Raw genomic sequence first — 22,468 nt, 5'->3', positions numbered from 1 at the left:
TGGGCTGTTTCTTGCCCGTGAGTCTACGCCCATGGTGGCGGATATCAACGAGAGACTCAGTCGTAGCTGCGCCGGTCCTCTATCACGATTCCGTCCTTTGGCAACTCGCCCGGGGCCAGCACCTCGACGCTTCCCTTGACCTTGAGCAGGTCCTTGATGTCCTCGCCATATTCGGTCCAATCGCCGCCATCGGCCTCGATCTGGACATGCATCGCGTCCATCTCGCTCTCACGGGTGATGATGACGCGGGCCTTGTGAACATGGCTGTGGCGCGCGACCAGCGCGGCCACCTGTTCCGGGCGCACGAACATGCCCTTGACCTTGGTCGTCTGGTCGGCGCGGCCCATCCAGCCCTTGATCCGGTCATTGGTCCGTCCGCAGGGGCTTTCGCCGGGCAGCCAGGCAGACATGTCGCCGGTGGCGAAGCGGATCAGTGGGTAATCGGGGTTGAGCGTGGTCACCAGCACCTCGCCAACCTCGCCAGGCGCGACAGGGTCGCCTGTGCCGGGGGTAACGATTTCGACGATCACGCCTTCCTCGATGATCATCCCCTCCATGGCCGGGCTCTCATAGGCGATATTGCCGAGATCGGCCGTCGCGTAGCATTGCAGGCAGGAGATGCCGCGATCGGCGTATTCCTGGCGCAGTGAGGGGAAGAGGGCGCCGCCGGAGACCACGGCGCGGGCGAAGCGCAGGGTCTCGCCCATTTCATCGGCGCGGTCGAGGATGATCTTGAGGAAGTCAGGAGTGCCGGCATAGGCCGTCGTGCCGATGTCCACGGCGGCGCGGACCTGCAGATCTGTCTGGCCAGTGCCGGCAGGCAGGACCGCGGCGCCGACCGCGCGGGCACCGTTTTCGAACATCGTGCCGGCCGGCGTGAGATGATACCCGAAGCAGTTCTGGACGATATCGTTCTTGCCGATCCCGGCTGCATGCAGGAAGCGACCCATGCGCCACCAGTCCGCGCTGATCATGCCGGGCTCGTAGAGCGGTCCCGGCGACTGGAAGACATGGGCGAAGCCATGGGCCGGCCGGGTGGTGAAGCCGCCAAAGGGTTCATCGACGGATTGCTTGGCGCCGAGCTCCGATTTTCGCAGGACGGGGAGGGCGGTCAGGCCGGCGGTATCCGTGATCGTTGCCGGGTCAATCTCGGCGAGGCTGTTGGCATAGCCGGGCAGCGCCTTTGCGGCCGCGATCTGCTGCGGCAGCGCTTCGGCGCGCGCGGTCGTACGTGCATCGGCGCTGCGGCGCTCGAGCTTGTCATATGGTTTGGTCATGTCCTGTTCCCTCCCTGGTTTCGGGCTGGCAGCATGTCTTGGCGATGCCGTCGACCGCAGCCCGGACGTGCCGCTATATCACGCCGGGGATGGAGGGATTGCAACCGTGTCCCGGGGGAGGAGGGGCGGGCCAATCCGGCCCGCACCCGTTATCTTGCCGGTGTTTTTCACTCGGCGGGTGTGGTGACCAGGGTGTTTTGCGGACGCAGGTCCTTGAGCCAGGGCTTGCCCATCGGCAGCACCTCGTGGCCATAAACATCCTTCAGGACGATGCCGGCCATCATGTACCAGGCGCCGAGGGCACAGAAAATGAGGTCAATCGCGGCGAGGGTGTTGAAGACAGGCGCGCCGAAATGGCCGATGACGAGGCCGACGAAACCAATCAGCAGGGTCAGGAAGGTGAAGGCCATGGCGCCGTGGATCCGGAACGCGCCGAGGCACATAATCGCGGTGTAAAGGGTCCAGGCGAGCATGAACCAGCCGATATCGGTGGTCGAGGAGACGAAGATGCCGAAATGGTTGGCCAGAAGCAGCATGCAGAGGGCGATCCAGAAGGCGCCGTAGGAGACGAAGGCGCTGTAGCCGAAATGGTTGCCGGTCTTTTGCTCCTGGAAACCGGCGATCATCTGGGCGAGGCCACCATAGATCAGGCCGACCCAGAGGACGGGGCCTGTGCTCATGAGTTCCAGGTTGTGCATTTGCAGAAGAAAGGTTGTCAGTCCGAAACCGCCCAACCCCACGACTGCGGGGTTGGCGGCGATGGCGCCGTTATGGGACATGATCAGGTACTCCGGTGTCTTGTCTGGATCGATTCTTTTGTTTTGGCGCCCGTCTAGTGGAGTTTCTGTCGGGGCGAACGTGTCACTGGCGCCGCAGTAGCAGTGACGTCATAGGTGCTATGAAAGGTGCACATGACATATGGGAAATAGAAGCGCGTCTACCTGCCCCGCGCGCGGGTTCGTATGGACAGAGTCCATGGCCGCTCGAATTGAGGGCAGCAGGTTCGGAAAGAACTGAAGCTGATCGGGACCGGTCGAAACAGAGCGATGATGGGTGCGGACGCGCGCTGACCAGGGCGCTTTCTTGCGACCGCAGCGTAGGTCCGCTCTGTCCGTCAATCAGCCCCGTCAGGCAGCCAGACCCTTGTTGCCAAGGTCGAGATATTTCCGCCGCCGATCTGCAATCAACGCCGCGCGATCCATCCCGTCGAGCTCCGCGAGCATCGCCTCGATCGCCTCGCCGACAGCCGCGACGCTCGACGTCCGGTCGCGATGGGCGCCGCCCACAGGTTCCGCCACAACGCGGTCGGTCACGCCCAGTTCCAGCAGATCCTGCGCCGTCAGCCGCAGTGCTTCGGCCGCTTCGCGCATCTTCTCTGCATCCTTCCACAGGATCGACGCACAGCCCTCCGGTGAAATCACCGAGTAGATGGAATGTTCCAGCATCGCCAACCGGTTGCCCGTGGCGAAGGCCACCGCACCGCCCGAGCCGCCCTCGCCGATCACCACCGAGACCAGTGGCACGCCAATGGTCAGGCAGGCCTGGGTCGAGCGCGCAATGGCCTCGGACTGGCCGCGCTCCTCCGCGCCCTTGCCCGGATAGGCCCCGGGCGTGTCCACAAGGGTCACAACCGGCAGGCCGAACTTGTCCGCCAGTTCCATCAGCCGGATTGCCTTGCGATAGCCTTCGGGGCGCGCCATGCCGAAATTGCGTTCGATGCGGCTCTGCGTGTCATGCCCCTTCTCATGGCCGATCACCACCACGGGCCGGTCATTGAACCGGGCCATGCCGCCCATGACCGCGTGGTCATCCGCGAAGTTCCGGTCGCCGGCGAGCGGTGTGTATTCGGTGAAGAGCGCGTCGATATAGTCGCGGCAATGCGGTCGCTCCGGGTGCCGGGCCACCTGGCACTTCTGCCAACGGGTCAGTTTCCCGTAGAGATCGGCCAACATTGTCTCGGCCTTGGCATCCAACCCGGCGGCCTCGGCGGTCACGTCCATCTCTTCGTTCGACCGGGCCATTGCCCGCAATTCCTCGGCCTTTCCTTCGATCTCGGCCAGGGGTTTTTCGAACTCCAGATAGTTCATGCGACGGCTCCCATTCTGTTCGCTCCCATATGGAACCGGCTGGCGAGATTTGCAACAGACGCCGCAGCGCAGGGCAGGGCAATTGGGCGCGTGCCGGACTGGACATCAGGGATCGCGGGAACGAAGGCCCTTCCGCTCAACCGGCGCCTTCATGCACGACGACGAATTGCGGAACGCCCCCACGCCCATAAACCTGAACGCGGATATAGCGCTGTTCGCCACGCAGCACGGCATCCGGGATGTATTCGGAGCCGGCGCCAATGCGGCAATCGGCCGAGATCTTCTGGCGCGCGGCGAGATTGGTGAACCAGGGATCATGCTCGTCATATTCGTGCCGGATGCCGAATTTGTGGAAATTCGCCCGATCCTGCTGGACGATGGCGCAGAAATTCTTCAGCCGCGCGCCCTTGGAATTGGTCATGTCCTGCGGCCCGATCAGGGCGAAATAACCGCCAATGAGTTCCTGTGCGGCGGCGGGCGTTGCCAGTGCAAGGCAGGTAAGGGCGGTTGCGGCGAAGCGAAACATTCTGGCCTCCAATAAAAAACAACCGCAGCCTGCGCTCTCGCGCGGCTGCGGCCAATGTCGCAAATCGCCCCGTATGGATGGGCGGATCCCTTACATGTGAATGACGCGGTCGAAGGCGTCGAGTACGCTCTCGTGCATCATTTCGCTGAGCGTCGGGTGCGGGAAGACGGTCTGCATCAGGTCCTGTTCCGTTGTCTCGAGCTGGCGCCCGATCACATAGCCCTGGATCAACTCCGTTACCTCGGCACCAACCATGTGCGCGCCGAGCAATTCGCCGGTCTTGGCATCGAAAATGGTCTTCACGAGCCCCTGCTGTTCACCGAGGGCGATTGCCTTGCCATTGCCGATGAAGGGGAAGCGCCCGACCTTGATGTCCAACCCGGCTTCCTTCGCCTGTGCCTCGGTCATGCCGACAGACGCGACCTGCGGGTGGCAATAGGTGCAGCCGGCAATGCTCTCGGGCTTGACCGGATGCGCGTGCAGACCCTTGATCAGCTCGGCCACCATCACGCCCTCATGGGAGGCCTTGTGCGCCAGCCAGGGCGCGCCGGCAATGTCGCCGATGGCATAGAGCCCCTCAACGCCGGTTCGGCAGAACTCGTCCGTGATCACATGCGTCCGGTCGATCTTCACGCCGAGCGCTTCCAGCCCGAGATTCTCGACATTGCCGACGATGCCGACTGCGGAGATCACGGTGTCGAACTCGAGCTTCTCGGTCTTGCCGTTCGACTCGACATGGGCCACGACCTTGGAGGCGGAACGGTCGAGCTGCGTGACCATGGCTTTTTCCATGATCTTCATGCCCTGCTTGACGAATTGCTTCTTGGCGAAGGCGGAGATCTCCGCATCCTCGACGGGCAGCACGCGGTCCATGACTTCGACCACCGTCGTATCGGCACCCAGCGTGTTGTAGAAACTCGCGAACTCGATGCCGATGGCGCCGGAGCCGATCACCAGAAGTTTCTTGGGCATATGCGGGGGCTGCAGCGCGTGCTTGTAAGTCCAGACCCGCTTGCCGTCCGCTTCCAGCCCGGGCAACTCGCGCGCCCGCGCTCCGGTGGCGACGACGATATTCTTCGCGGTCAGCTCCTCGGTGCCCTTGTCGGTCTTGACCGACACCTTGCCTTTGCCGGTCACCGTCGCCTCGCCCATGATCGTCGTGACCTTGTTCTTCTTGAACAGGTGTCCGATGCCGCCGGAAAGCTGTGCGGCCACGGCGCGCGAGCGCTTGACCACGGCGTCGATGTCGTAGCCGAGCTTTTCGGCCTTCAGGCCGAACTCCCCGGCCCGCTCCATCAGGTGGAACACTTCCGAAGAGCGCAGCAGCGCCTTGGTCGGGATGCAGCCCCAGTTCAGGCAGATCCCGCCGAGATGCTCGCGCTCCACGCAGGCGACCTTCAAACCAAGCTGCGCCCCCCGAATGGCGGCCACGTAGCCCCCCGGGCCGGCGCCGATCACGATCATGTCAAAGCTCTGTGCAGCCATTTCCGGCCCCCCGTGTTCACGAATTCAGTCGAAACTGGTTTAGCATTAAACTAATTTCGTTGGCCAGCGAAGCCCCAAGATCCGAGAATCCCGACCTTGGCGCAGAAAGGCTGCCATGTGCCAAGCGCATAACTAGCCTTGTCCCTGGCGCATGGCTGAGCCGTTTCAAGGTCCGAAAAAGAGGCGCCGGATGCTGTTCAGGGCGTCGCCTGGATCTCGCGCAGGACGCTGCCATAACCTTCGTTTTCCAAAAAGGCCTGCTCTGTGGGCAATGTCATCCGACCAAGTGCCACGTTGCGATACGGGAAACGCCCGAAGCGCCGAATGATCTTCCGATGCACCTTCGCATGCAGCACCTGTTTTGCCCCGCCTTGCGGCATGCGCTCGTTCATCAGCCGAATGCAGGCATCCTGGTCCGCGAGATCTTCCGAGTGCATCAGGGGCAGGTAGAAGAACTGCCGTTCCGGCTCGGGCAAGGCGAGATCCCAGCGGCGATGAATCGCCGTCTTCGCAGCGGTTCGGGCGAGGGCGTCCGTGGCGAAGGCGCGCTCGTCACCGCGGAACATGTTGCGGGGAAACTGGTCCGTCAGGATCAGAAAACCAAAGAGGCTGGTCCCCTCCTGGCACCAGTCGTCAAGATTGCCGGCAAAGGCAGCCTCCCAGGCAGGCAGAAAGCGCTGCCGGATGCTCTCATCCAACGCGTCTTCCTGAACATACCAGCGCGACTGGCCGACCTCTTCAATCCAGAATCGTGAAATATCCTCAGCGGTGACCGCCATGGTGATGTCCTCTTCACTGTCTGCAAGACGGAGATCAGCCCTGTTCGCTGCTGCCCGCCTTTTCCTGTTCTTCGGCCTCGGCTTCCGCCTCTGCCTCCGCTTCCTGCGCGGCTTCGATGAATACCTCCTGAGCCACTTCGACCGCAACCGGCGAAGCTGTCGACAGGATCGGGACATAGGACACCGTTTCATCAACCGGCACGGAATCGGTCTGGGTCATGCGCAAGCCCGCATAGCCGGCGAGCAGCACGCAGAGCACGGTCAGGAACAGGAAGAACCCCGACGGCCCGACGATCCCCATCATCCAGCCAGTGATCAGCGGACCGGAAATCGCGCCGATTCCGTTGATGAAGATCAGCCCGCCCGAGGCGGCGGTCATGTCTTCGTAGTCGAGATGATCGTTCACATAGGCCAGCAGCAAGGCGTAGAGCGGGTTGGAGGCGCCGCCGATGATAAAGGCAGCGACGAGCAGTGTTGAGTAGTCATCCGCCATGACCATTGCCAGCGCCGAGGCCACGCCGCCCACCATTGCCGAGGCAAGGATCAGAAGGCGTCGATCCATCCGGTCGGAGAACCAGCCGATCGGGTATTGCATGAACATACCGCCGAGATAGATCACGGCTATGAAGCCCGAGATCTGTGCCACGGTGAGGCCGGCCTCGGAGCCATAGACCGAGGCCATGCCGAACAGGGCCGAGAAAACCCCTCCCAGCAGGAAAAAACCGACGCAGCCGAGCTGCGACACGCTCCAGAGCTTGCGAAGGCTCATCGGCTTGGTCGATTCAAAGGCAGGAGTCGGCTGAATGGCGAGCAGGATCGGCGCGAAGGAGATCGAGACCAGCACCGAGGGGATGACGAAAAGGACGAAGCCGGAGGGGTCGCCGACCAGCAGCAGCCCTTGCGCGCCGACGACGCCGGCCATCTGCACGATGACGTAGAGCGAGAGGGCCTGCCCGCGCCGTTCGTTGGTGACCGCGTTGTTGAGCCAGCTTTCGGCGGTCACATAAACGCCCGAGAGGCAGAAGCCCATCACCACACGTCCGAGCGTCCAGGCGACCGGGTGCAGGAAGAGCGGGTAGAGGATCAGGATCGCCGAGACTAGCGAGCCGAGGGCCGCGAAGACCCTGATATGGCCGACACGACGGATCATCTCGGGGGCCATGCGCGAGCCGCCCAGGAAGCCGAGGAAATACGCCGACATGATGATCGACATTTCAAAGGTCGAAAAACCCTCGATGCCGCCGCGAATGCCCAGCAGCGTGCCTTGCACGCCATTGCCGACCATCAGCAGCAGGATACCGAAAAGAAGGGCCCAGCTGGCCAGGATCACTTGGAACATCGCGCGTTTCCTTATCCGTTCGCGAGTTTCGGAGGGGCCTGTCTAAGTGACTCGCGGGGGACGCTTCGCGTCTCGAAACGACGCGAGGATGTCGCGCCCGATGCATTTTCAGGCCTGCATTGACGGATTCGATTGATGCGGTTCTGCCGTCGGGGAGAAGAGAACCCAGGAATCCGGACTCCTGCGTTGCGTCCAAAGACGGATCGCTTGGGAAGATTGGCGCAAGGCGCTGTTTGGTATCGAAGCATGGCGCAGCCGCCGCGCAGGCGCGGCGACGGTCGTCTCCAATCACACTTCATTCGGACTGCGCCTGTCATGACACCGAGCGGGTTGGCCCCTCCCGGCCAATCAGGCGTCGCGTTGCGCGATCCAGTCATGGTCCGGATGGTTCTCGAACCGCCATTTGCGGAGCGGGCCGGCCATGACGTTCAGGTAATACATCTCGTAACCCCAGGGCACACCGCAGGGATGGTGTCCCTTCGGGACGAGCACCACGTCGTGATTATGGACGCTCATTGTCTCGTCGAGGCTCAGGTCATCGGTGAAGACCCGCTGATGTCCATAGCCCTGTTCCGGGTTCAGCCGGTGGTAATAGGTTTCCTCGAGATAGGTCATCTCGGGGAAGTTGTCCTCGTCATGCCGGTGCGGCGGGTAGGAGGACCAGTTGCCCGAGGGGGTGAAGACCTCTGTCACCAGAAGGCTGTCCGCAACGTCGCTCTCTTCCATAGCGATGGGGAAGATGTAGCGGGTATTGGCCCCCTTGCCGCGCGAGACCTTCTCCGGGCGCGGCAGGACCTGCGCCTTGTAGCCGCCCTTGCCCGGAGCGGTGCAAACACCGATCGTGCAATCCGTCGTGGCGATTGCGTTCCAGTCACTGTCATTCGGCACATAGACTGAACAGGGCGGCAACTGTTCGAAAACGCTCATCCGCTCGCCCTGCTCGCCGAAATTCGCCCCCGCAGCGGAGATCTTCGCTTTGCCCTCGACGAGAACGAGGATCACTTCGCGATCCCCCGTCACTTCCGCCGCGCTCTCACCCGCTTTCAGCCGATAGAGCCCGAAGCCGACATAGCCCCAATCCGGCGAGAGCGGGGTGGTCGCCCCGTCTACCGTGATGTCATGAACCTTTCCGGACAGGCCGGTCGGTTTGCGCAGAAGATCGCCCATCGGATCCCTCTCAGCTTTCGATTTCGAGACCGGACGTGCCGCAGATCTCGACGATATGGTTGTAGCCCATTTTGGAATAGGCGTAAGGCGCGGCCTTGGCCGGGTCCTGCTCGGCCTCGACCACGATCCAGCCGTTATAGTCCGATTTCTTGAGGAAGTCGGTCACGGCCTGGAAGTCGATGCTGCCATCCGGATCGCCCGGCACGGTGAAGGCACCGGCGATGACGCCATCGAGGAAGCTTTTGTTCTGCTCGCGGATCATCTTCGTCACGTCCGGACGGATGTCCTTGAAGTGAACGTGGTTGATCCGATCCCCCCATTTGTCGAGCGTATCCTCGATGCTGGCGCGGCCAAAAACAAGATGGCCGGTGTCGAAGAGCAGGTTCACCTCCGGGCCGGAGCCCTCCATGAGCCAGTCAATGTCCTCCTGATCCTCGATCATCGAGCCCATATGGTGATGATAGGAAAGGGGCAGCCCCTGATCGGCCATCCACTTGGCCAGTTCGGTCAGTCTGGCGGCAAAGCCCAGCACTTCGTCGCGCGAGAGCTTCGGGCGGTTGTTGACCGGCGTGTCGATCTGGCCCTGCACGGTGTTGGAGCATTCGGCAAAGACGATGCAGGGGGCATTCAGCGCCGCGAACTGCGCAACCTGCTGGCGGTGCAGGTCGATCTCGTCGCGCAGGTCATTTGTCATCACCGAGCCCGAACACCAGCCGCCGCAGAGCGCGATGTCGTACTTCTGCAGATAGGCCTTCAGCCCTTCTGTGTCCTGCGGCATGCGCCGCCCGCGCTCGACGCCGACATAGCCAATCTCGCGGGCTTCTTCCAAAGCCTGGTCTATCGTGTAGGCGGCGGTGATGTCCGGCAGATCGTCGTTCTGCCAGGCGATGGGAGAAATCCCGATCTTGACGCTCATCCCGTGTCTCCTTTCGGAAGCAATGTTTCGAAACCCTGTTTCAAGGCCCGGCAGCTTCGTCCCAGACGCTGCAAAGGTCGCGGTAGCGGAAGGCCATTTCAGCAACGGCCTCTTCGTCGCTCATCTTGCCCTTCAGCCAGGCCCGGGCGCTGTCACCGAAGATCGTCCGACCGACGGCGAAACCTTTGACCAGCGGGAATTTCGCCGCCAGCGCAAAGCTTGCCGCCAACTCATCGCGGGGCGCGTCGAGGCCGAGCACGACGATGCCGCGAGTGAACCTGTCATGCGACTCGATGGCATCGCAAACGCGTTGCCAGGCGGCGTCGGTCTTGAACGGCTCCAGTTTCCACCAATCGGGGAAGACCTTTTCAGCATAGATGCGGTGGATGATCTGCGCCGTGGTGTCGTCATCGACCGGCCCGACCTTGGACGGGATCACCTCGAGCAGGAATTCCAACCCGTTGCGGCGCGAGGCGGCGAAGAGTTGTTTGATGACCTTGATCTGCTTGTCCCACATCTCCGCGTCGTCATCGGGGTGGCAGAAGCAGAGGCATTTGATCACATGCTCGTTCGGCCATTCCTGCAATCCGCCGTAATCCGGGCCGATTTCCGGCTCCAGTTCCAGCGGGCGCGAGGTCGGCCATTCGACCGGGTGTCCGATCCAGAGCCCCTGACCGGCGGCTCGATAGAGCGCGTCGCGCCCCAACCGGCTGTCGCAGAGCAGCCCGTAGCCCGGACGGCCTTCGGAGACGGCGAGCGTGGCGTCAACGCAGAGCTGCTTGAAACGGCCGACCTTCTCGGGGCTGAACCCGTCCATCTGCTCGAACTGGATGCGGTGGTCATAAGCGAAAACACGCATGACCGGCCAGTCGCCCTTGCGGTTGGTCGACCAGTGGATCTGCTCCAGCTCCTCGTCCTTGCGCAGCGCCTTCGTCTTGATGCCGCGCTTGAGGAAGAATTGCAGCTCCTCCCAGCTCGGATAGGCCGGTGTGCAGCCGTGCCGGGAGACGGCAAAGGCCCCACAGGCATTGGCGTATTTCAGCGCCGTGGGCCAATCCGCGCCGTCGAGCCAACCCTTGAGCAGCCCGCCCATGAAGCCGTCCCCGGCTCCGAGCACGTTGAAGACTTCGATGGGGAAGCCGGGGCCGGTCTCACCATCGTCCAGCGAGTCTGGGATTTCGCCGGCATAGGCGGTTGCGCCAGCCGCGCCGCGCTTGCAGACCAGCGTGGCGGCGGTGAACTCGCGTACCGTTTTCAAAGCCTGAACCGTGTCCGTGGCGCCACCGGCAATGTGGAACTCTTCTTCCGTGCCAACGATCAGGTCGAAATAATGCAGCGTAGACTGTAGCTTGCGTGTCACCGCCTCGCTTTCGATGAAGCGATTCTCGCCATCGCCATGGCCCGCCAGCCCCCAGAGATTGGGACGGTAGTCGATGTCGAGCGCGGTCTGGATGCCGTGCTCACGGGCGATGCGCAGCGCCTTGATCGTCGCGGCCTCGACTTGCGGGTGGCTCAGATGGGTGCCGGAGGCGACGACAGCGCGGGACTGGCCGATGAAGTCCGGATCGATATCCGCCTCGCAGAGCGCCATATCCGCGCAATTGTCACGATAGAAGATCAGCGGGAATTGCTCCTGGTCCCGGATGCCGAGCAGGACAAGGGCCGTCAGCCGTTCCGGGTCCGTGATCACCCCGCGTGTATCGACGCCCTCGCGCGCAAGTTCCTCGCGCAGGAAGCGACCCATATGCTCGTCGCCGACGCGTGTGATCACAGCTGATTTCAACCCCATTCGCGCCGCGCAGGTTGCGGTGTTGGTGGGCGAACCGCCAACATATTTGCCGAAGGAGTTCATGTCCTCCAAGCGTCCGCCAATCTGCTGGCCATAGAGATCGACCGAAGACCGGCCGATGGTGATAACGTCCAAAGTCTTTTCCATGATGTCCTCTGGGAAGGGTCAGCCAACGGATGTGGCGAAGTAATCCATGCTCGCGCGCAGGGCGGATTCGGGATCGTCCAGCGCCTGTACGTCCGGAGCGAAAGGTTCGAAGGAGAACGGCCCGGTATAGCCGGCCGCCATCAAGGCGCGGATCTGCGGGACGTTTTCCAGCCGATCGGCGGCATCGACCAGCACCCGGTGATCGTCCAGCATCTCGGCGACAGTCAGCGCAGGGTCCGTGACGCCGGAGATATGGACAAGGCCGGTCGCGTCCGCAAAGACCCCGGTTTCACCGGCGAGATGGTGGTGGAACGTGTCATGCACGAGCCGGAAACACGCATTGCCATCGGCTTCTTCGATAGCGGCGACAGCCAGGGCCTTGCTTTGGAGCGAGGAGACCGGGAAACCCAGCGGCTCGAGCAGCCCGGTCAGTCCGCGCTCCGAGAGGATTGGCTTGAGCTGCCCAAGCGCGTCGACAAGCGCGGTCTGCGGAATTTCGGTGCCGTCATTGCGCGGGCACATGACGAGTGCCTTCGCACCGGCTTCGGCGGCATAGTCGGCGAGGTTCAGGGCGCGCTCCGGCAGATCGCCGGACCAGTCATTGAACGGGTAGAGCGCGTTGATCGCGGCAATCTCGACGCCAGCGGCCGCCGCGGAGGCTCTCACCTCGCTGGGCGGCACCTGGCCAACGATATCGGGCAAGTCGTTTCGGATCTCGACCCGCTTCATACCCAGCTTTCGCGCCAGCGCGAAAAAGGCGTCGAGGGGGAGCTTCGGCGTGGTGATATGGTTGAGTGCAAATTCCAAGACAGATCCTCCATGGAACGAATGGAATGAATGTTCCGCGCATGACACACGCGGACCGCGTCCGCCCCCGGAGCTTCGGGAGCGGTGATGGTTGTCAGTCAGACGACCGGCATCAGTGCCGGAGAAAACTCAGGCTTTGCCGAGCATTTCCGCTGTCATTTCGACAGTCTTTCCACTTTTGGCGGAGAGCGTCGCGGCTTCGGCCAGCGCCAGCGCGGCCACGCCGTCACCCATATCGGCGGGCATTGCTGTGCCATCCTTGAGCGCCTCAACGAAAGCGGCCCATTCGATCTCATAGGCGCGCATGTAGCGTTCGAGGAAGAAGTATTGCGGCTTGGCGCCGATATGACCCTCGGTCGTCAGCTTGGTGACAGTGTTCTCCAACTGGTTCGCAGCACTAAGAAGTCCGTCGGATCCCAGCAGCTCGATGCGTTGATCGTAGCCGTAGCCGGCGCGGCGCGAGTTGTGGATCACGGCGATGCGTCCGTCTTCCCAGGTCAGGGTGATAACGGCGGTGTCGAAGTCGCCCTCTGCGCCAATGCCCGGATCAACGAGACAGGAACCGACGGCATGCACTGTCTTCGGTGCGCCGCCATAGAGCCAGCAGACGATGTCGAAATCATGGATCGCCATATCCCGGAAGATCCCGCCCGACTTCTTGACATAGGCCGGCGGCGGCGGTGCGGGGTCGAAAGAGGTGACCTGAAGCAACTCGCCCTTGCCGATCTCGCCGGCGTCGAAGGCGGTTTTGAGTGCGGTGAAATTCGGGTCGAAGCGGCGGTTGAAGCCGAGCATCACCGGTTGCCCCGTCGCGCCGGCGGTCGCCATGCAGGATTTCGCGCGCTTCAGGGAGAGGTCGAGCGGCTTCTCGCAGAGCACCGCCTTTCCGGCGGCCGTGGCGGCTTCGAGCAGATCGGAATGGGTGTCGGTGGATGTCGCGATCAAGACCGCGTCGATGCTCGGGTCGGCGAGAATCTCTTCGATGGTCTTCGCCTCGGCGCCATATTTCGCCGCAAGTTCCTCGGCGGCGGGAGTGTAGATATCGGCGACGGCGGCAATCTCGCTGTCGGGGTTGCGTGAGATGCTCGAACCATGCACCTGACCGATGCGGCCGGCGCCCAGAATGCCTACTCTGACCATGACGAATCCTTCCTGTTGGATGCGTAGAATAAACATTCTAAAAGAGAAAAATGCAATAGCAGAGTTCCGCTACGAGGCGCTTCTCGCGGTGCCGACAGCGACGGCGAGCGCAATGGCGAGGGAGAGGGTCGCGGAGAGTGCGCGGAAGGCTCCGAAATCGACTTCGGAGACCTGGATCGGCAAAAATCCGTCGCGATGAAGCGGTCCGGACGCGGTGTCCGTGATGACGATAACGGGGATATTCCGGCTCGCGCAATGCAGCGCGAAACTCTGGGTTTCCTCACTGTAAGGCGAGAAGGTCACAGCGATCAACGCGTCGCCGTCGCGAACGGCGTGAAGGTTCCCGAGTTTGCCGCTGCGGTCATGGAGAACCGCAGGTATATGCATTTTTTCAAAGGCATATGAAAGATATGCGGCCACAGGAAAGGCCCGCCGCAGGCCAATGATATGGATCGTTCCGGCCTCGACCAGCGTGGCAACCGACTGGTCGAGCACACGCGGCTCTACCGTGTTGGCAAGGTTCTCCAAGGACATTCGGCCGGCATCCACAAACTCTGCCAATATCGCCGAAGGGCTCGCAGCTCCCCGGTCGCGCAGGTTCTGCAGGCGCGTGTCGTAATCTGGCAAAACTGGCACATAAGAGGTGCGAAAGAGCTTCTGTAACTCACTATAGCCGGAAAACCCGAGAATCTGGCAAAAGCGGATGAGGGCGGACGGTTGAACGCCCGCTGCCGCGGCGACTTCTGCAACAGTCGCAATTGGAATTTTCTCACTGTTTACAGAAAAGTAATCCGCACATTGCTTCAGGCGGCGGGGCAGTTCGTCAGAAACTTCGTTTACTCTTTGCTGGAAGGCTTCGATCGTTTCAGGCGCGGTTCGGGTGGTCATGGTCGCCTCCCTGATTGGCGGATGTGGACGGGTTGAAGTGAATGCTATCTGGCGCAGAACAAAAATTCCACACCATTCTGTTTCTGGTGTGTGTGGGCGACGACCGGGTGCAGTTCCGGCAAGACGAGAAAACCTGGAGGCGGTGCGGCGAAAGGCGCTGACCAGACCCTGTTCGATCTCTCGTCTGGAGGAGTTTGCTTGACGTGCCAGTCATGCATTCGGTGCAGGTCTGGATTTCCAACCTGTCGATTGTAGCGCTAACAATCGCCTCTATATTCAATCCCAAGAGCCGTTAGCGATAACGGATACCTGAACACCTGCGAAGGAAACCGAGACATGAGCATGAACGAAGCTGTTTTCGCCCCGGCCTCGCTGCTGGATACCCCCCGCCGCCTTGTGGCTGATTTTTCTGTCTGGCGCCGTCAATACGCCGCTTACCGGAACACGATGCATGAGTTGACCAAACTCGATGACCGTGATCTGGCCGATCTTGGCATGAGCCGCGCCGACTTCCACTACCTGGCCAAGCAATCCGCCGCCAAAGCGTGAATCGGAAACGGGCGCGATTGCCCCTACGTTATCAAAACTTGAACCCGTCCGGATGTTTGAAATCCGGGCGGGTTCTTTCTTTTCAGGGCCATATAAACGTTGAAACGGGCTGCAATCGGTTGCAAAGTCGCGGGGTCCGCCTCATAATCGGCAGCGGCAGACGCTCGAGATGAGGATGCGGCGTCCGCCTGGACGGGCGGAGGAAAATTAATGCCGGTCACTTTGAAGGACGTTGCACAAAGAGCGGGCGTATCGCGGTCCGCTGTTTCGCGAACCTTTACCGATGGGGCGTCGGTTTCACCAAAGATGCGTCGAAAGGTCGAAAAGGCCGCGTCCGAGCTCGGCTACAGCCCGAATGCTCTGGCAAGCTCGCTGACCACGGGGCGGACGAAGCTCATTGGGCTGGTTTCAAACAACTTCCACAACCCGGTCTTCCTCGAGATTTTTGATCTTTTCACCCAGGGCTTGCAGGAATTGGGGCTACGTCCGTTGTTGGTTAACCTGACCGACGAGACCGAGCCGGACGGATCCGTGCAGATGCTGAAGCAATACTCCGTCGATGGTGTCGTGCTGGCCTCCTCGACCTTGCCGCCGGCCTTTGCGCAGGCATATCGCGAGGCGGGATTGCCCGTTGTGCATTCCTTCGGGCGGTATTCGAGCGCGCCGACAGTGCATATTGTTGGCATCGACAACGTGGAATGCGGCCGAATGGCGGCGCGGGAATTGCTGGCGCGGAGATATCGCCGGGTCGGCTATCTCGGCGGACCCGCGGACTCGACCTCGAGTCAGGACCGTCTGGCCGGTTTCCAGGAAGAAATCGAAAAGAATGGCGGGATCGGTTTCAGCCACAGCTTTGCCGGCGCCTATTCTTTTGATGCGGGGCGCGCAGAGATGCAGCGTTTGCTTAAGGCCGATCCGGCGGAGGCCTATTTCTGCGGCGACGATGTTCTGTCGATCGGTGCGCTGAGCGCTGCAGAGGATGCCGGGCTTGACGTTCCTGGGGAACTTGGGCTGATCGGGCTGAACGACATGGAGATGGCGAGGTGGGAGAACATCAACCTCACCACGATTCGTCAGCCGATCCGGCAGATTATCCGTTCATCTCTGGAGTTGATGGTGGCGCTTCTTGAGGATTCAGAGCGCTATCCGGAAGCGCGGCTCTTTTCTTGTTCGGTGGTTCAGCGCGGAACCCTTCGCCCGCTCCCCTGAGATACGTCCTCTCATACGAATAGAGCCGGGCAGATTGCCCGGCTCTTTTTGTTTTGCGACGGAGGGACCCGAAAGCCCCTCCAGATGATATTAGCGGAACATCGGCGGACGGGCATCGACCCATTCGCCACCATTCTTGGCCGAAGCCACCGAATAGTGGACAGCCGCCATCGACCGGGCACCGGCTTCAGCCGTCGGCAGGTCCTTGCGCTCTTCGCCGCGGATCGCCGCGGCGATGTCGCAATAGATATTGGCAACGGCCAGCGGGAAGCCTTCCGGGTGGGCGATGCCCACGCGCTGCAGGCGCTCGGCTTCCGGATAAAGACCACCTTCACCTTTTTCGATGATCTGCGTGCGACCACCGACCGGCGTGTAGATCAGCTGGTTCGGTTGCTCGGAGAACCACTTGAGCCCCCCGGTCTCGCCGAAGATCTGGATCATGAAGCCGTGCTGGCGTCCGATGGCAACCGAGGAGGTCCAGAGACGACCAACCGTGCCGCCGGCCATGCGGAAATTCACCATCGCGTCGTCTTCCAGCTCGCGCGAGGCGATGCAGGAGGCGAAGTCGGCGGAGAGCTTCACGACTTCATCGTTGCAAATGAAGCTGGCCATGTTCAGCGCATGGATGCCGCAATCGGCGAACTGGCCCGAGACACCGGCCATGGCCGGGTCGTAACGCCAGCGCACGCGCGGGTTCTCGGCATCGGTCGCGTCGCCATGGTGGCCGTGGCTGAACTCGGTGACCACGCAGCGCACCTTGCCGATCTCGCCATTGGCGACCATCGCGCGGGCCTGACGGACCATCGGATAGGCCGTGTAGCAGTAGTTCACCGCGCAGACCTTGCCGGTCTTCTCGGCGATCTTGACGATCTCCTCGCCTTCTTCGACGGTCACCGTCATCGGCTTCTCGCACAGTACGTTGAAGCCGGCCTCAAGGAAGGCCTTGGTGATCTCGAAATGGGTCGAGTTCGGCGTGGCGACGGTCACGAGATCAATCGCGTCATCGCCGCGCTTCTTTTCGCCTTCCAGCATCTCTTTCCAGTCGCCGTAAGAGCGATCTGCGGCGATGCCCAGACGCTGGCCGTACTCGCGACCCGCTTCGGGGCGGTGGTCAAGCGCGCCGGCGGTAAGGTCGAAAAGGCCGTCAGCGAGGGCGCCGAGACGGTGAGCCGGGCCGATCTGGCTGCCTTCGCCGCCACCGATCATGCCCCATTGCAATTTTGCCATGATGATTTCCTCCGAGAGCATGTTGCGCAAAATCGGGATCCGGTTTTGCGGTCCTCAAACATGCGAACCAAAAAAGGGGGGAGAGCGTGCCGCGATACGGCACGCCCCGGGGCGAGATTACTTGAACCCGACGGATTCGAGATATTCGCGGTTGTAGCGGTTATCGGCCAGCGGGGTGACGTCGAGCGTCGGGTCGATATCCTGCTCCACGGTGCACCAGCCTTCGAAGCCAGCGTCGAGCAGCACCTGGCGCACGGCCGGGAAGTCGACATCGCCGAGGCCCAGCTTGCAGAAGATGCCGCGTCCGCAGGCATCGTAGAAATCGGCGCGATCCTCGATGACCTTGGCTTTGACGACGGGGTCGATGTCCTTGAAGTGCATGTAGGAGATGCGGGACACATTGCGCTTCATGAAGGCAACCGGGTCGAAGCCGGCATAGGAGTGGTGGCCGGTGTCGAAGCAGATCTTCAGGATCTTCTCGTCGACCTCGGAAAGCAGGCGCTCAAGCTCGGGCTCGAAATCCATGAAGCCGCCGGCATGGGCGTGGATGGAAACGGTCAGGCCGTATTCCTCGGTGCCGATCTTGGCCGACTCGACGATCCGGTCACGGAAGGCAACCCATTCTTCCTTGCCCATCTGCTCGGCTTCGGTCGCACGGCCGGCAGTGGGGGCGCGGCGCTTGGCGATCGAGTCGATCAGCACCATCTGCTCGGCGCCGTGGGCCTTGAGGGCCTTTGCGGTGCGGTGGGTGGCGTCCAGCACGTCATCCCATGCGTCGGGGTCGTGATAGGGGCGGAAGACCACGCCGCCGATCAGCTCCAGGCCGTATTTGGCAAGGCCGTCGCCGAGGATCGCCGGATCTTCGGGCATGAAGCCGACCGGGCCAAGTTCGATGCCTTTGTAGCCGGCCTCGGAACATTCCTTGAGGACGGTTTCCCAGGTCGGATTGCGGTCGTCTTCAGCAAACTCAACACCCCAGGAGCAGGGCGCATTACCGATGCGGATAGTCATGATGGTGCCTTTCAGCAGCTCAGTTTCAGGTAGGTCAGACTTTTTGCCAGGACTTCGCTTCATGCGAAGCAACGGCAGCATGCACGATGCGGGCAACGTCGAGCCCGTCGCGGAAGGTCGGCCATTTCGGCGTCCCGGAATCGATGGCTTCCAGGAAGTCCTTCGACTCGATCACGATCATGTCGTGATAGCCGGTGCCGTGGCCCGGGCCGAGGCAGAACGGCTTGTAATCGGGGTGCGCCGGGCCGGTCAGGATCCGGCGATAGCCGCGTTCTGCTTCCGGATCGTCCATGCGATAGAGATAGATCGAGTTCTGGTCTTCCTGGTCGAACTTGATCGCACCTTTTGTGCCATGGATTTCATAGCAGTAGCCCATTTTGCGACCGGTTGCAACGCGGGACGAGTGCATATGCCCGATCGCGCCATTGCCGAAGCGGCACATCATGTGCACCTGGTCGTCATTGGTGACCTCGCCGCCGGGGCGCTTGGGATGCACCGTTTGCAGTTCCGTCATCACCTCGTCGACCGGCCCCATCAGCGCCAGCGCGCCGTTGAACAGGTGCACCGCAAGGTCGCCCAGGCAGCCATTGGCCAGACCCTGGCAGCGCCAAGCCCAGGGCTCGTTCACATCGGCAAAGAAGTCTTCCGTATGCTCGCCGCGGAACCAGGTGATGTCGCCGATCGCGCCTTCCTGCATCAGCTTGCGGGCATATTGAGTCGCCGGCGAGCGGCTGTAGCAATAAGCGACCTGGTTGATCAAACCGCTCTTCTCAGCGGCTGCAACCATGGCTTCGGAGTCCTCAAGCGAGGCTCCCATGGGCTTTTCGCAGAGCACATGCTTGCCGGCGGCAAAGGCATATTCCGCAATCTCGCGATGGAAGCGCTGCGGCGTTGCGATGATGATCGCGCCAATCGCCGGGTCATCGACCAGCGCGCGCCAATCATCCGTGCAGCGATTGTAGCCAAAGGCCTGGCGGTACTTTTCCGCCAGTTCCATATTGGCTTCGCCGATCATTTCGAGTCGCGGCTTGAGATTGGTTTCAAAGATGGTGCCGACTGCTGCCATGGCCGCCGAATGGGCCTTGCCCATATAGCCGCCACCCAGCATTCCAATTCCGATTTCGGGCATCGCGATCCGCTCCTCCACAGATTCAAATTGCAACCGGTTGCAAAAGTTGTATCCTCAGACTCGGAATTGCGCAAGCGGCAATCGGAAGCAGCCCACCGCCTGCACGCCAATCAAGGGATGGAGACACCTATGAGTGAAGCAACGATCCGGCTGACCACAGCCCAGGCCATCGTGCGTTGGCTGGCCAACCAGTTCATCGAAATCGACGGCGAGGAGTACCGAATCTGCGGAGGTGGTTTCGGAATTTTCGGCCATGGCAATGTGACTTGCCTCGGCGAGGCGCTCTACAACTACCAGGATGAGCTGCCCCTTTATCGCGGCCAGAACGAGCAAAGCATGGGCTTTGCGGCGGCCGCGTATTCGAAGCAATGGCTGCGCCAGCGTTTCATGTTCGCGACCGCCTCGGCCGGCCCCGGCACGTCGAACCTGTTGACCTCCTCGGCGCTGGCCCACGCGAATCGCCTACCGATGCTGATGCTCTGCGGTGACGCCTATGTCACCCGCCTGCCGGACCCGGTCCTGCAGCAGATGGAGAATTTCTACGATCCGACCTTCGGCGTGAATGACGCGTTCAAGCCCGTCACCCGCTACTGGGATCGAATCACCCATCCCGCGCAGATCCTGAACTCGCTGCCCAACGCGCTGGCGACGATGATGGACCCGGCCGATTGCGGCCCCGCCTTCATCGGCCTGCCGCAGGATGTGCAGGGCTGGACCTATGACTACCCGGAGATCTTCTTCGAGAAGAAGGTTCACCGTATCCGTCGCCAGATGCCCGACACGCTGGAAGTCGCCGATGCGGCGGCCCTGCTGAAGACGGCCAAGCGGCCGATGATCATCGCCGGTGGCGGTGTCCAGTATTCGCGCGCGGTCAAGGAACTGACCGAGTTCGCCGAAGCGCATGACATGCCCGTGGTCGAAACCATCGCTGGTCGCGCCAACATGTTGAACGATCACCCGCTGAATATCGGCCCGATCGGCGTCACTGGCTCCGACTCGGCCAACGCGATTGCCGAAAAGGCGGACGTGGTCCTTTGCGTCGGCACCCGGCTTGCGGATTTCATCTCCGGCTCCTGGACGGCTTTCTCGCATGACGCCAAGCTCGTCTCGCTGAACGCCGCGCGCCACGACGCCGGCAAGCACCTCTCCCTGCCCGTCGTCGGCGACGCCAAGCTCGGCCTGCTGGCGCTGGAAGAGGCGATGGCCGATTACAAGACGCCCGAGGACTGGACCGGTTTCGCCAAGAGCGAGCGCAAGACCTGGAACGAATACGTCGTCGAGAATACGTCCTGGGGCACCAACAAGCCCAACACCTATGCCCAGGCTATCGGCATGGTGAACGGGCTCTGCGACAAGCGCGACCGCGTGGTCGTGGCGGCTGGCGGCTTGCCGGCCGAGGTCACCGCGAACTGGCGCACTCTGGATATCGGCACGGTTGATGTCGAGTTCGGCTATTCGTGCATGGGCTACGAGATTGCCGGCGGCTGGGGTGCCCGGATTGCGCAAGCCGAGCGGGAGCCGGACAAGGACACCATCGTCTGGGTCGGTGACGGCGCCTACATGATGCTGAACTCGGATATCTACTCCTCGGTCCTGACCCGGAAGAAGATGATCGTCATGCTGCTCGACAATGGCGGCTGGGCCGTCATCAACAAGCTGCAGAACAATGTGGGCTCCGAGAGCTTCAACTGTCTCTACGAGGATGCGCCGACCATCCCCGAGGCTTTCGACGTCGATTACGAAGCGCATGCCGCCTCCATGGGTGCCACCGCCGAGACCGTCTCCAACCCCGAGGAACTGGGCGAGGCCTTCAAGCGCGCCAAGGCGTCCGACAAGACCTATGTGATCGTTATGAAGGTCGCGGCCTATGACAGCTGGACCGACCAGGGCCACACCTGGTGGGAATGCGGCACACCCGCCGTCTCCGAAAGCGAGAAGGTCCGCGCTGCCCACGAAGATTGGGAATCGGCCCGTCCCAAGCAGCGGAAAGGTGTGTGATCCATGAGCGCTTTGATTGACGGCATCCGCCGCAACAAGTTCGCCGTGTTCGGGCGGGCGGGCATGGACATGTTCGCCGACCCGCAAGGCACGAAGGCGGAGAATGCCGGGATGTTCCGCGCCGATCTGGGCGGCTCCTCGGCCAATATCTGCGCCGGCCTGTGCAAGCTCGGGGGCCAGTCGGCCCTCGTCACCTCCGTCTCCAATGATTGCGTCGGCCGCTTCTGCACCAACAAGCTGCAGCATTACGGCGTCGACACCCAGTATCTGAAGGTGCTGGACGGCGAGTATCGGATCTCGCTCGCGGTCTATGAGAGCGTGCTGGAGGATTTCCAGAACTGCATCTACCGCAACAACGCGGTGGATTTCCAGGTCACCAACGAAGACGTGGACCGGGTGAATTACAGCGAGTTCGGCGCGCTGATCACCGCAGGCACCGTCTTCGCCGCCGAGCCGTCCCGCGGCTCCACCTTCCGGGCGTTCGAAAATGCCCGGAAGGTCGGCATGCCCGTCATCTTCGATGTCGACTACCGTCCCTATTCCTGGCCGTCGCCGGCGGTTGCCGCCGAGGTCCTGTCGCGCGCGGGCGAAGAGAGCGATCTCATCGTCGGCAATGACGAGGAATTCGGCTTCATGGCCGGCGGTATCGAGAAGGGCATGGATAAGGCGCGAGAGCTTGCGCAGCGTCCGGGCCGGATGGTGATCTACAAGATGGGCCAGTCGGGCGCCGTGACCTTCTTCGAAGGCCAGGAAATCCGCACCGGCATCTACCCCGTCACTGCCGTCAAGCCGAATGGCGCGGGCGACAGCTTCATGGCCGGCCTGCTCGCGGGCATCGCCGAAGGCCGCCCGCTCAAGGAAGCCGTCCTGCGCGGCTCCGCCTGTGCCTCCATCGTCGTCTCCCAGCCCGGCTGCGCACCCGCCATGCCGACCACGGCGCAGCTCGACGCGTTCCTTGCAACACATCCCGGCCCGACCGAGGCCTGAAAGGGAGAAGA

General features: G+C 62.1%; 20 protein-coding genes. 4 read left to right on the top strand and 16 right to left on the bottom strand.

Annotated features, from left to right (window positions below; genetic code table 11):
* Positions 1-56 precede the first annotated feature (56 nt).
* The 13 genes from R3X27_RS11750 to R3X27_RS11690 form a co-directional block, all read right to left on the bottom strand.
* Positions 57-1,277, bottom strand: coding sequence for a phenylacetate--CoA ligase family protein (locus R3X27_RS11750; RefSeq protein ID WP_317709053.1), 1,221 nt, complete (start codon positions 1,275-1,277; stop codon positions 57-59).
* A gap of 167 nt (positions 1,278-1,444) precedes the next feature.
* Positions 1,445-2,056, bottom strand: coding sequence for an acetate uptake transporter (locus R3X27_RS11745; RefSeq protein WP_317709052.1), 612 nt, complete (start codon positions 2,054-2,056; stop codon positions 1,445-1,447).
* 348 nt (positions 2,057-2,404) lie between these two features.
* Positions 2,405-3,364 carry an acetyl-CoA carboxylase carboxyltransferase subunit alpha gene (locus R3X27_RS11740; RefSeq protein WP_317709051.1) on the bottom strand — a complete coding sequence of 320 codons (960 nt, stop codon included), beginning with the start codon at positions 3,362-3,364 and terminating at the stop codon, positions 2,405-2,407.
* Positions 3,365-3,500: 136 nt separating this feature from the next.
* Positions 3,501-3,890 (bottom strand): hypothetical protein, encoded by a 390-nt coding sequence (locus R3X27_RS11735; protein ID WP_317709050.1) that lies wholly within the window; start codon positions 3,888-3,890, stop codon positions 3,501-3,503.
* Between the two features lie 90 nt (positions 3,891-3,980).
* Entirely contained in the window at positions 3,981-5,375 is a 1,395-nt protein-coding gene (lpdA, locus tag R3X27_RS11730; RefSeq protein ID WP_317709049.1) for a dihydrolipoyl dehydrogenase, read from the bottom strand.
* A 197-nt stretch (positions 5,376-5,572) separates the two neighbouring features.
* On the bottom strand, positions 5,573-6,154 hold the full coding sequence (locus tag R3X27_RS11725; protein ID WP_317709048.1) for a DUF924 family protein: 582 nt from the start codon (positions 6,152-6,154) through the stop codon (positions 5,573-5,575).
* 34 nt (positions 6,155-6,188) lie between these two features.
* Positions 6,189-7,493 carry an MFS transporter gene (locus tag R3X27_RS11720; protein WP_317709047.1) on the bottom strand — a complete coding sequence of 435 codons (1,305 nt, stop codon included), beginning with the start codon at positions 7,491-7,493 and terminating at the stop codon, positions 6,189-6,191.
* A gap of 348 nt (positions 7,494-7,841) precedes the next feature.
* Positions 7,842-8,660 carry a 5-deoxy-glucuronate isomerase gene (iolB, locus tag R3X27_RS11715; protein WP_317709046.1) on the bottom strand — a complete coding sequence of 273 codons (819 nt, stop codon included), beginning with the start codon at positions 8,658-8,660 and terminating at the stop codon, positions 7,842-7,844.
* 10 nt (positions 8,661-8,670) lie between these two features.
* Positions 8,671-9,576, bottom strand: coding sequence for a myo-inosose-2 dehydratase (gene iolE, locus R3X27_RS11710; RefSeq protein ID WP_317709045.1), 906 nt, complete (start codon positions 9,574-9,576; stop codon positions 8,671-8,673).
* Between the two features lie 40 nt (positions 9,577-9,616).
* Positions 9,617-11,512: a bifunctional 5-dehydro-2-deoxygluconokinase/5-dehydro-2-deoxyphosphogluconate aldolase gene (locus tag R3X27_RS11705; protein ID WP_317709044.1), complete on the bottom strand. Its 1,896-nt coding sequence runs from the start codon at positions 11,510-11,512 to the stop codon at positions 9,617-9,619.
* A gap of 18 nt (positions 11,513-11,530) precedes the next feature.
* Positions 11,531-12,319, bottom strand: a complete 789-nt coding sequence (locus R3X27_RS11700) for a TIM barrel protein (protein WP_317709043.1) — start codon at positions 12,317-12,319, stop codon at positions 11,531-11,533.
* A gap of 129 nt (positions 12,320-12,448) precedes the next feature.
* Complete coding sequence (iolG, locus tag R3X27_RS11695) at positions 12,449-13,459, bottom strand: inositol 2-dehydrogenase (RefSeq protein WP_317709042.1); 1,011 nt, start codon at positions 13,457-13,459, stop codon at positions 12,449-12,451.
* Between the two features lie 69 nt (positions 13,460-13,528).
* A complete protein-coding gene (locus tag R3X27_RS11690; RefSeq protein ID WP_317709041.1) occupies positions 13,529-14,347 on the bottom strand; it encodes a MurR/RpiR family transcriptional regulator in 819 nt (272 codons plus the stop codon).
* A 336-nt stretch (positions 14,348-14,683) separates the two neighbouring features.
* Here R3X27_RS11690 and R3X27_RS11685 point away from each other — a divergent pair, with 336 nt between their 5' ends.
* Positions 14,684-14,896, top strand: a complete 213-nt coding sequence (locus R3X27_RS11685; RefSeq protein ID WP_317709040.1) for a DUF1127 domain-containing protein — start codon at positions 14,684-14,686, stop codon at positions 14,894-14,896.
* A 210-nt stretch (positions 14,897-15,106) separates the two neighbouring features.
* Positions 15,107-16,105 (top strand): LacI family DNA-binding transcriptional regulator, encoded by a 999-nt coding sequence (locus R3X27_RS11680; protein ID WP_317709039.1) that lies wholly within the window; start codon positions 15,107-15,109, stop codon positions 16,103-16,105.
* A 90-nt stretch (positions 16,106-16,195) separates the two neighbouring features.
* On the opposite strand, the gene R3X27_RS11675 is transcribed toward R3X27_RS11680, so the two are convergent.
* The 3 genes from R3X27_RS11675 to R3X27_RS11665 all read right to left on the bottom strand — a co-directional run bounded on the left by R3X27_RS11675 (position 16,196) and on the right by R3X27_RS11665 (position 19,472).
* On the bottom strand, positions 16,196-17,332 hold the full coding sequence (locus R3X27_RS11675; RefSeq protein WP_317709038.1) for a Gfo/Idh/MocA family oxidoreductase: 1,137 nt from the start codon (positions 17,330-17,332) through the stop codon (positions 16,196-16,198).
* A gap of 117 nt (positions 17,333-17,449) precedes the next feature.
* Positions 17,450-18,343, bottom strand: a complete 894-nt coding sequence (locus R3X27_RS11670) for a TIM barrel protein (RefSeq protein WP_317709037.1) — start codon at positions 18,341-18,343, stop codon at positions 17,450-17,452.
* A 34-nt stretch (positions 18,344-18,377) separates the two neighbouring features.
* Entirely contained in the window at positions 18,378-19,472 is a 1,095-nt protein-coding gene (locus R3X27_RS11665; RefSeq protein ID WP_317709036.1) for a Gfo/Idh/MocA family oxidoreductase, read from the bottom strand.
* Positions 19,473-19,601: 129 nt separating this feature from the next.
* Between R3X27_RS11665 and iolD the strand changes: the two genes are divergently transcribed.
* Positions 19,602-21,470, top strand: a complete 1,869-nt coding sequence (iolD, locus tag R3X27_RS11660) for a 3D-(3,5/4)-trihydroxycyclohexane-1,2-dione acylhydrolase (decyclizing) (RefSeq protein ID WP_317709035.1) — start codon at positions 19,602-19,604, stop codon at positions 21,468-21,470.
* Between the two features lie 3 nt (positions 21,471-21,473).
* Positions 21,474-22,457: a 5-dehydro-2-deoxygluconokinase gene (iolC, locus tag R3X27_RS11655; RefSeq protein ID WP_317709034.1), complete on the top strand. Its 984-nt coding sequence runs from the start codon at positions 21,474-21,476 to the stop codon at positions 22,455-22,457.
* Positions 22,458-22,468 lie beyond the last annotated feature (11 nt).

It is taken from the genome of Tropicimonas sp. TH_r6 (assembly GCF_033101155.1).
Taxonomy (GTDB): Bacteria; Pseudomonadota; Alphaproteobacteria; order Rhodobacterales; family Rhodobacteraceae; genus Tropicimonas.
Note: the sequence above shows the minus strand (reverse complement) of the source record. Positions and strands in the feature narration are given on the sequence as shown.

Coding starts and splice junctions, on each gene's coding strand:
- R3X27_RS11750 (WP_317709053.1), bottom strand. CDS start 1,277: ATGACCAAACCATATGACAAGCTCGAGCGCCGCAGCGCCGATGCACGT.
- R3X27_RS11745 (WP_317709052.1), bottom strand. CDS start 2,056: ATGTCCCATAACGGCGCCATCGCCGCCAACCCCGCAGTCGTGGGGTTG.
- R3X27_RS11740 (WP_317709051.1), bottom strand. CDS start 3,364: ATGAACTATCTGGAGTTCGAAAAACCCCTGGCCGAGATCGAAGGAAAG.
- R3X27_RS11735 (WP_317709050.1), bottom strand. CDS start 3,890: ATGTTTCGCTTCGCCGCAACCGCCCTTACCTGCCTTGCACTGGCAACG.
- lpdA (WP_317709049.1), bottom strand. CDS start 5,375: ATGGCTGCACAGAGCTTTGACATGATCGTGATCGGCGCCGGCCCGGGG.
- R3X27_RS11725 (WP_317709048.1), bottom strand. CDS start 6,154: ATGGCGGTCACCGCTGAGGATATTTCACGATTCTGGATTGAAGAGGTC.
- R3X27_RS11720 (WP_317709047.1), bottom strand. CDS start 7,493: ATGTTCCAAGTGATCCTGGCCAGCTGGGCCCTTCTTTTCGGTATCCTG.
- iolB (WP_317709046.1), bottom strand. CDS start 8,660: ATGGGCGATCTTCTGCGCAAACCGACCGGCCTGTCCGGAAAGGTTCAT.
- iolE (WP_317709045.1), bottom strand. CDS start 9,576: ATGAGCGTCAAGATCGGGATTTCTCCCATCGCCTGGCAGAACGACGAT.
- R3X27_RS11705 (WP_317709044.1), bottom strand. CDS start 11,512: ATGGAAAAGACTTTGGACGTTATCACCATCGGCCGGTCTTCGGTCGAT.
- iolG (WP_317709042.1), bottom strand. CDS start 13,459: ATGGTCAGAGTAGGCATTCTGGGCGCCGGCCGCATCGGTCAGGTGCAT.
- R3X27_RS11690 (WP_317709041.1), bottom strand. CDS start 14,347: ATGACCACCCGAACCGCGCCTGAAACGATCGAAGCCTTCCAGCAAAGA.
- R3X27_RS11685 (WP_317709040.1), top strand. CDS start 14,684: ATGAGCATGAACGAAGCTGTTTTCGCCCCGGCCTCGCTGCTGGATACC.
- R3X27_RS11680 (WP_317709039.1), top strand. CDS start 15,107: ATGCCGGTCACTTTGAAGGACGTTGCACAAAGAGCGGGCGTATCGCGG.
- R3X27_RS11675 (WP_317709038.1), bottom strand. CDS start 17,332: ATGGCAAAATTGCAATGGGGCATGATCGGTGGCGGCGAAGGCAGCCAG.
- R3X27_RS11670 (WP_317709037.1), bottom strand. CDS start 18,343: ATGACTATCCGCATCGGTAATGCGCCCTGCTCCTGGGGTGTTGAGTTT.
- R3X27_RS11665 (WP_317709036.1), bottom strand. CDS start 19,472: ATGCCCGAAATCGGAATTGGAATGCTGGGTGGCGGCTATATGGGCAAG.
- iolD (WP_317709035.1), top strand. CDS start 19,602: ATGAGTGAAGCAACGATCCGGCTGACCACAGCCCAGGCCATCGTGCGT.
- iolC (WP_317709034.1), top strand. CDS start 21,474: ATGAGCGCTTTGATTGACGGCATCCGCCGCAACAAGTTCGCCGTGTTC.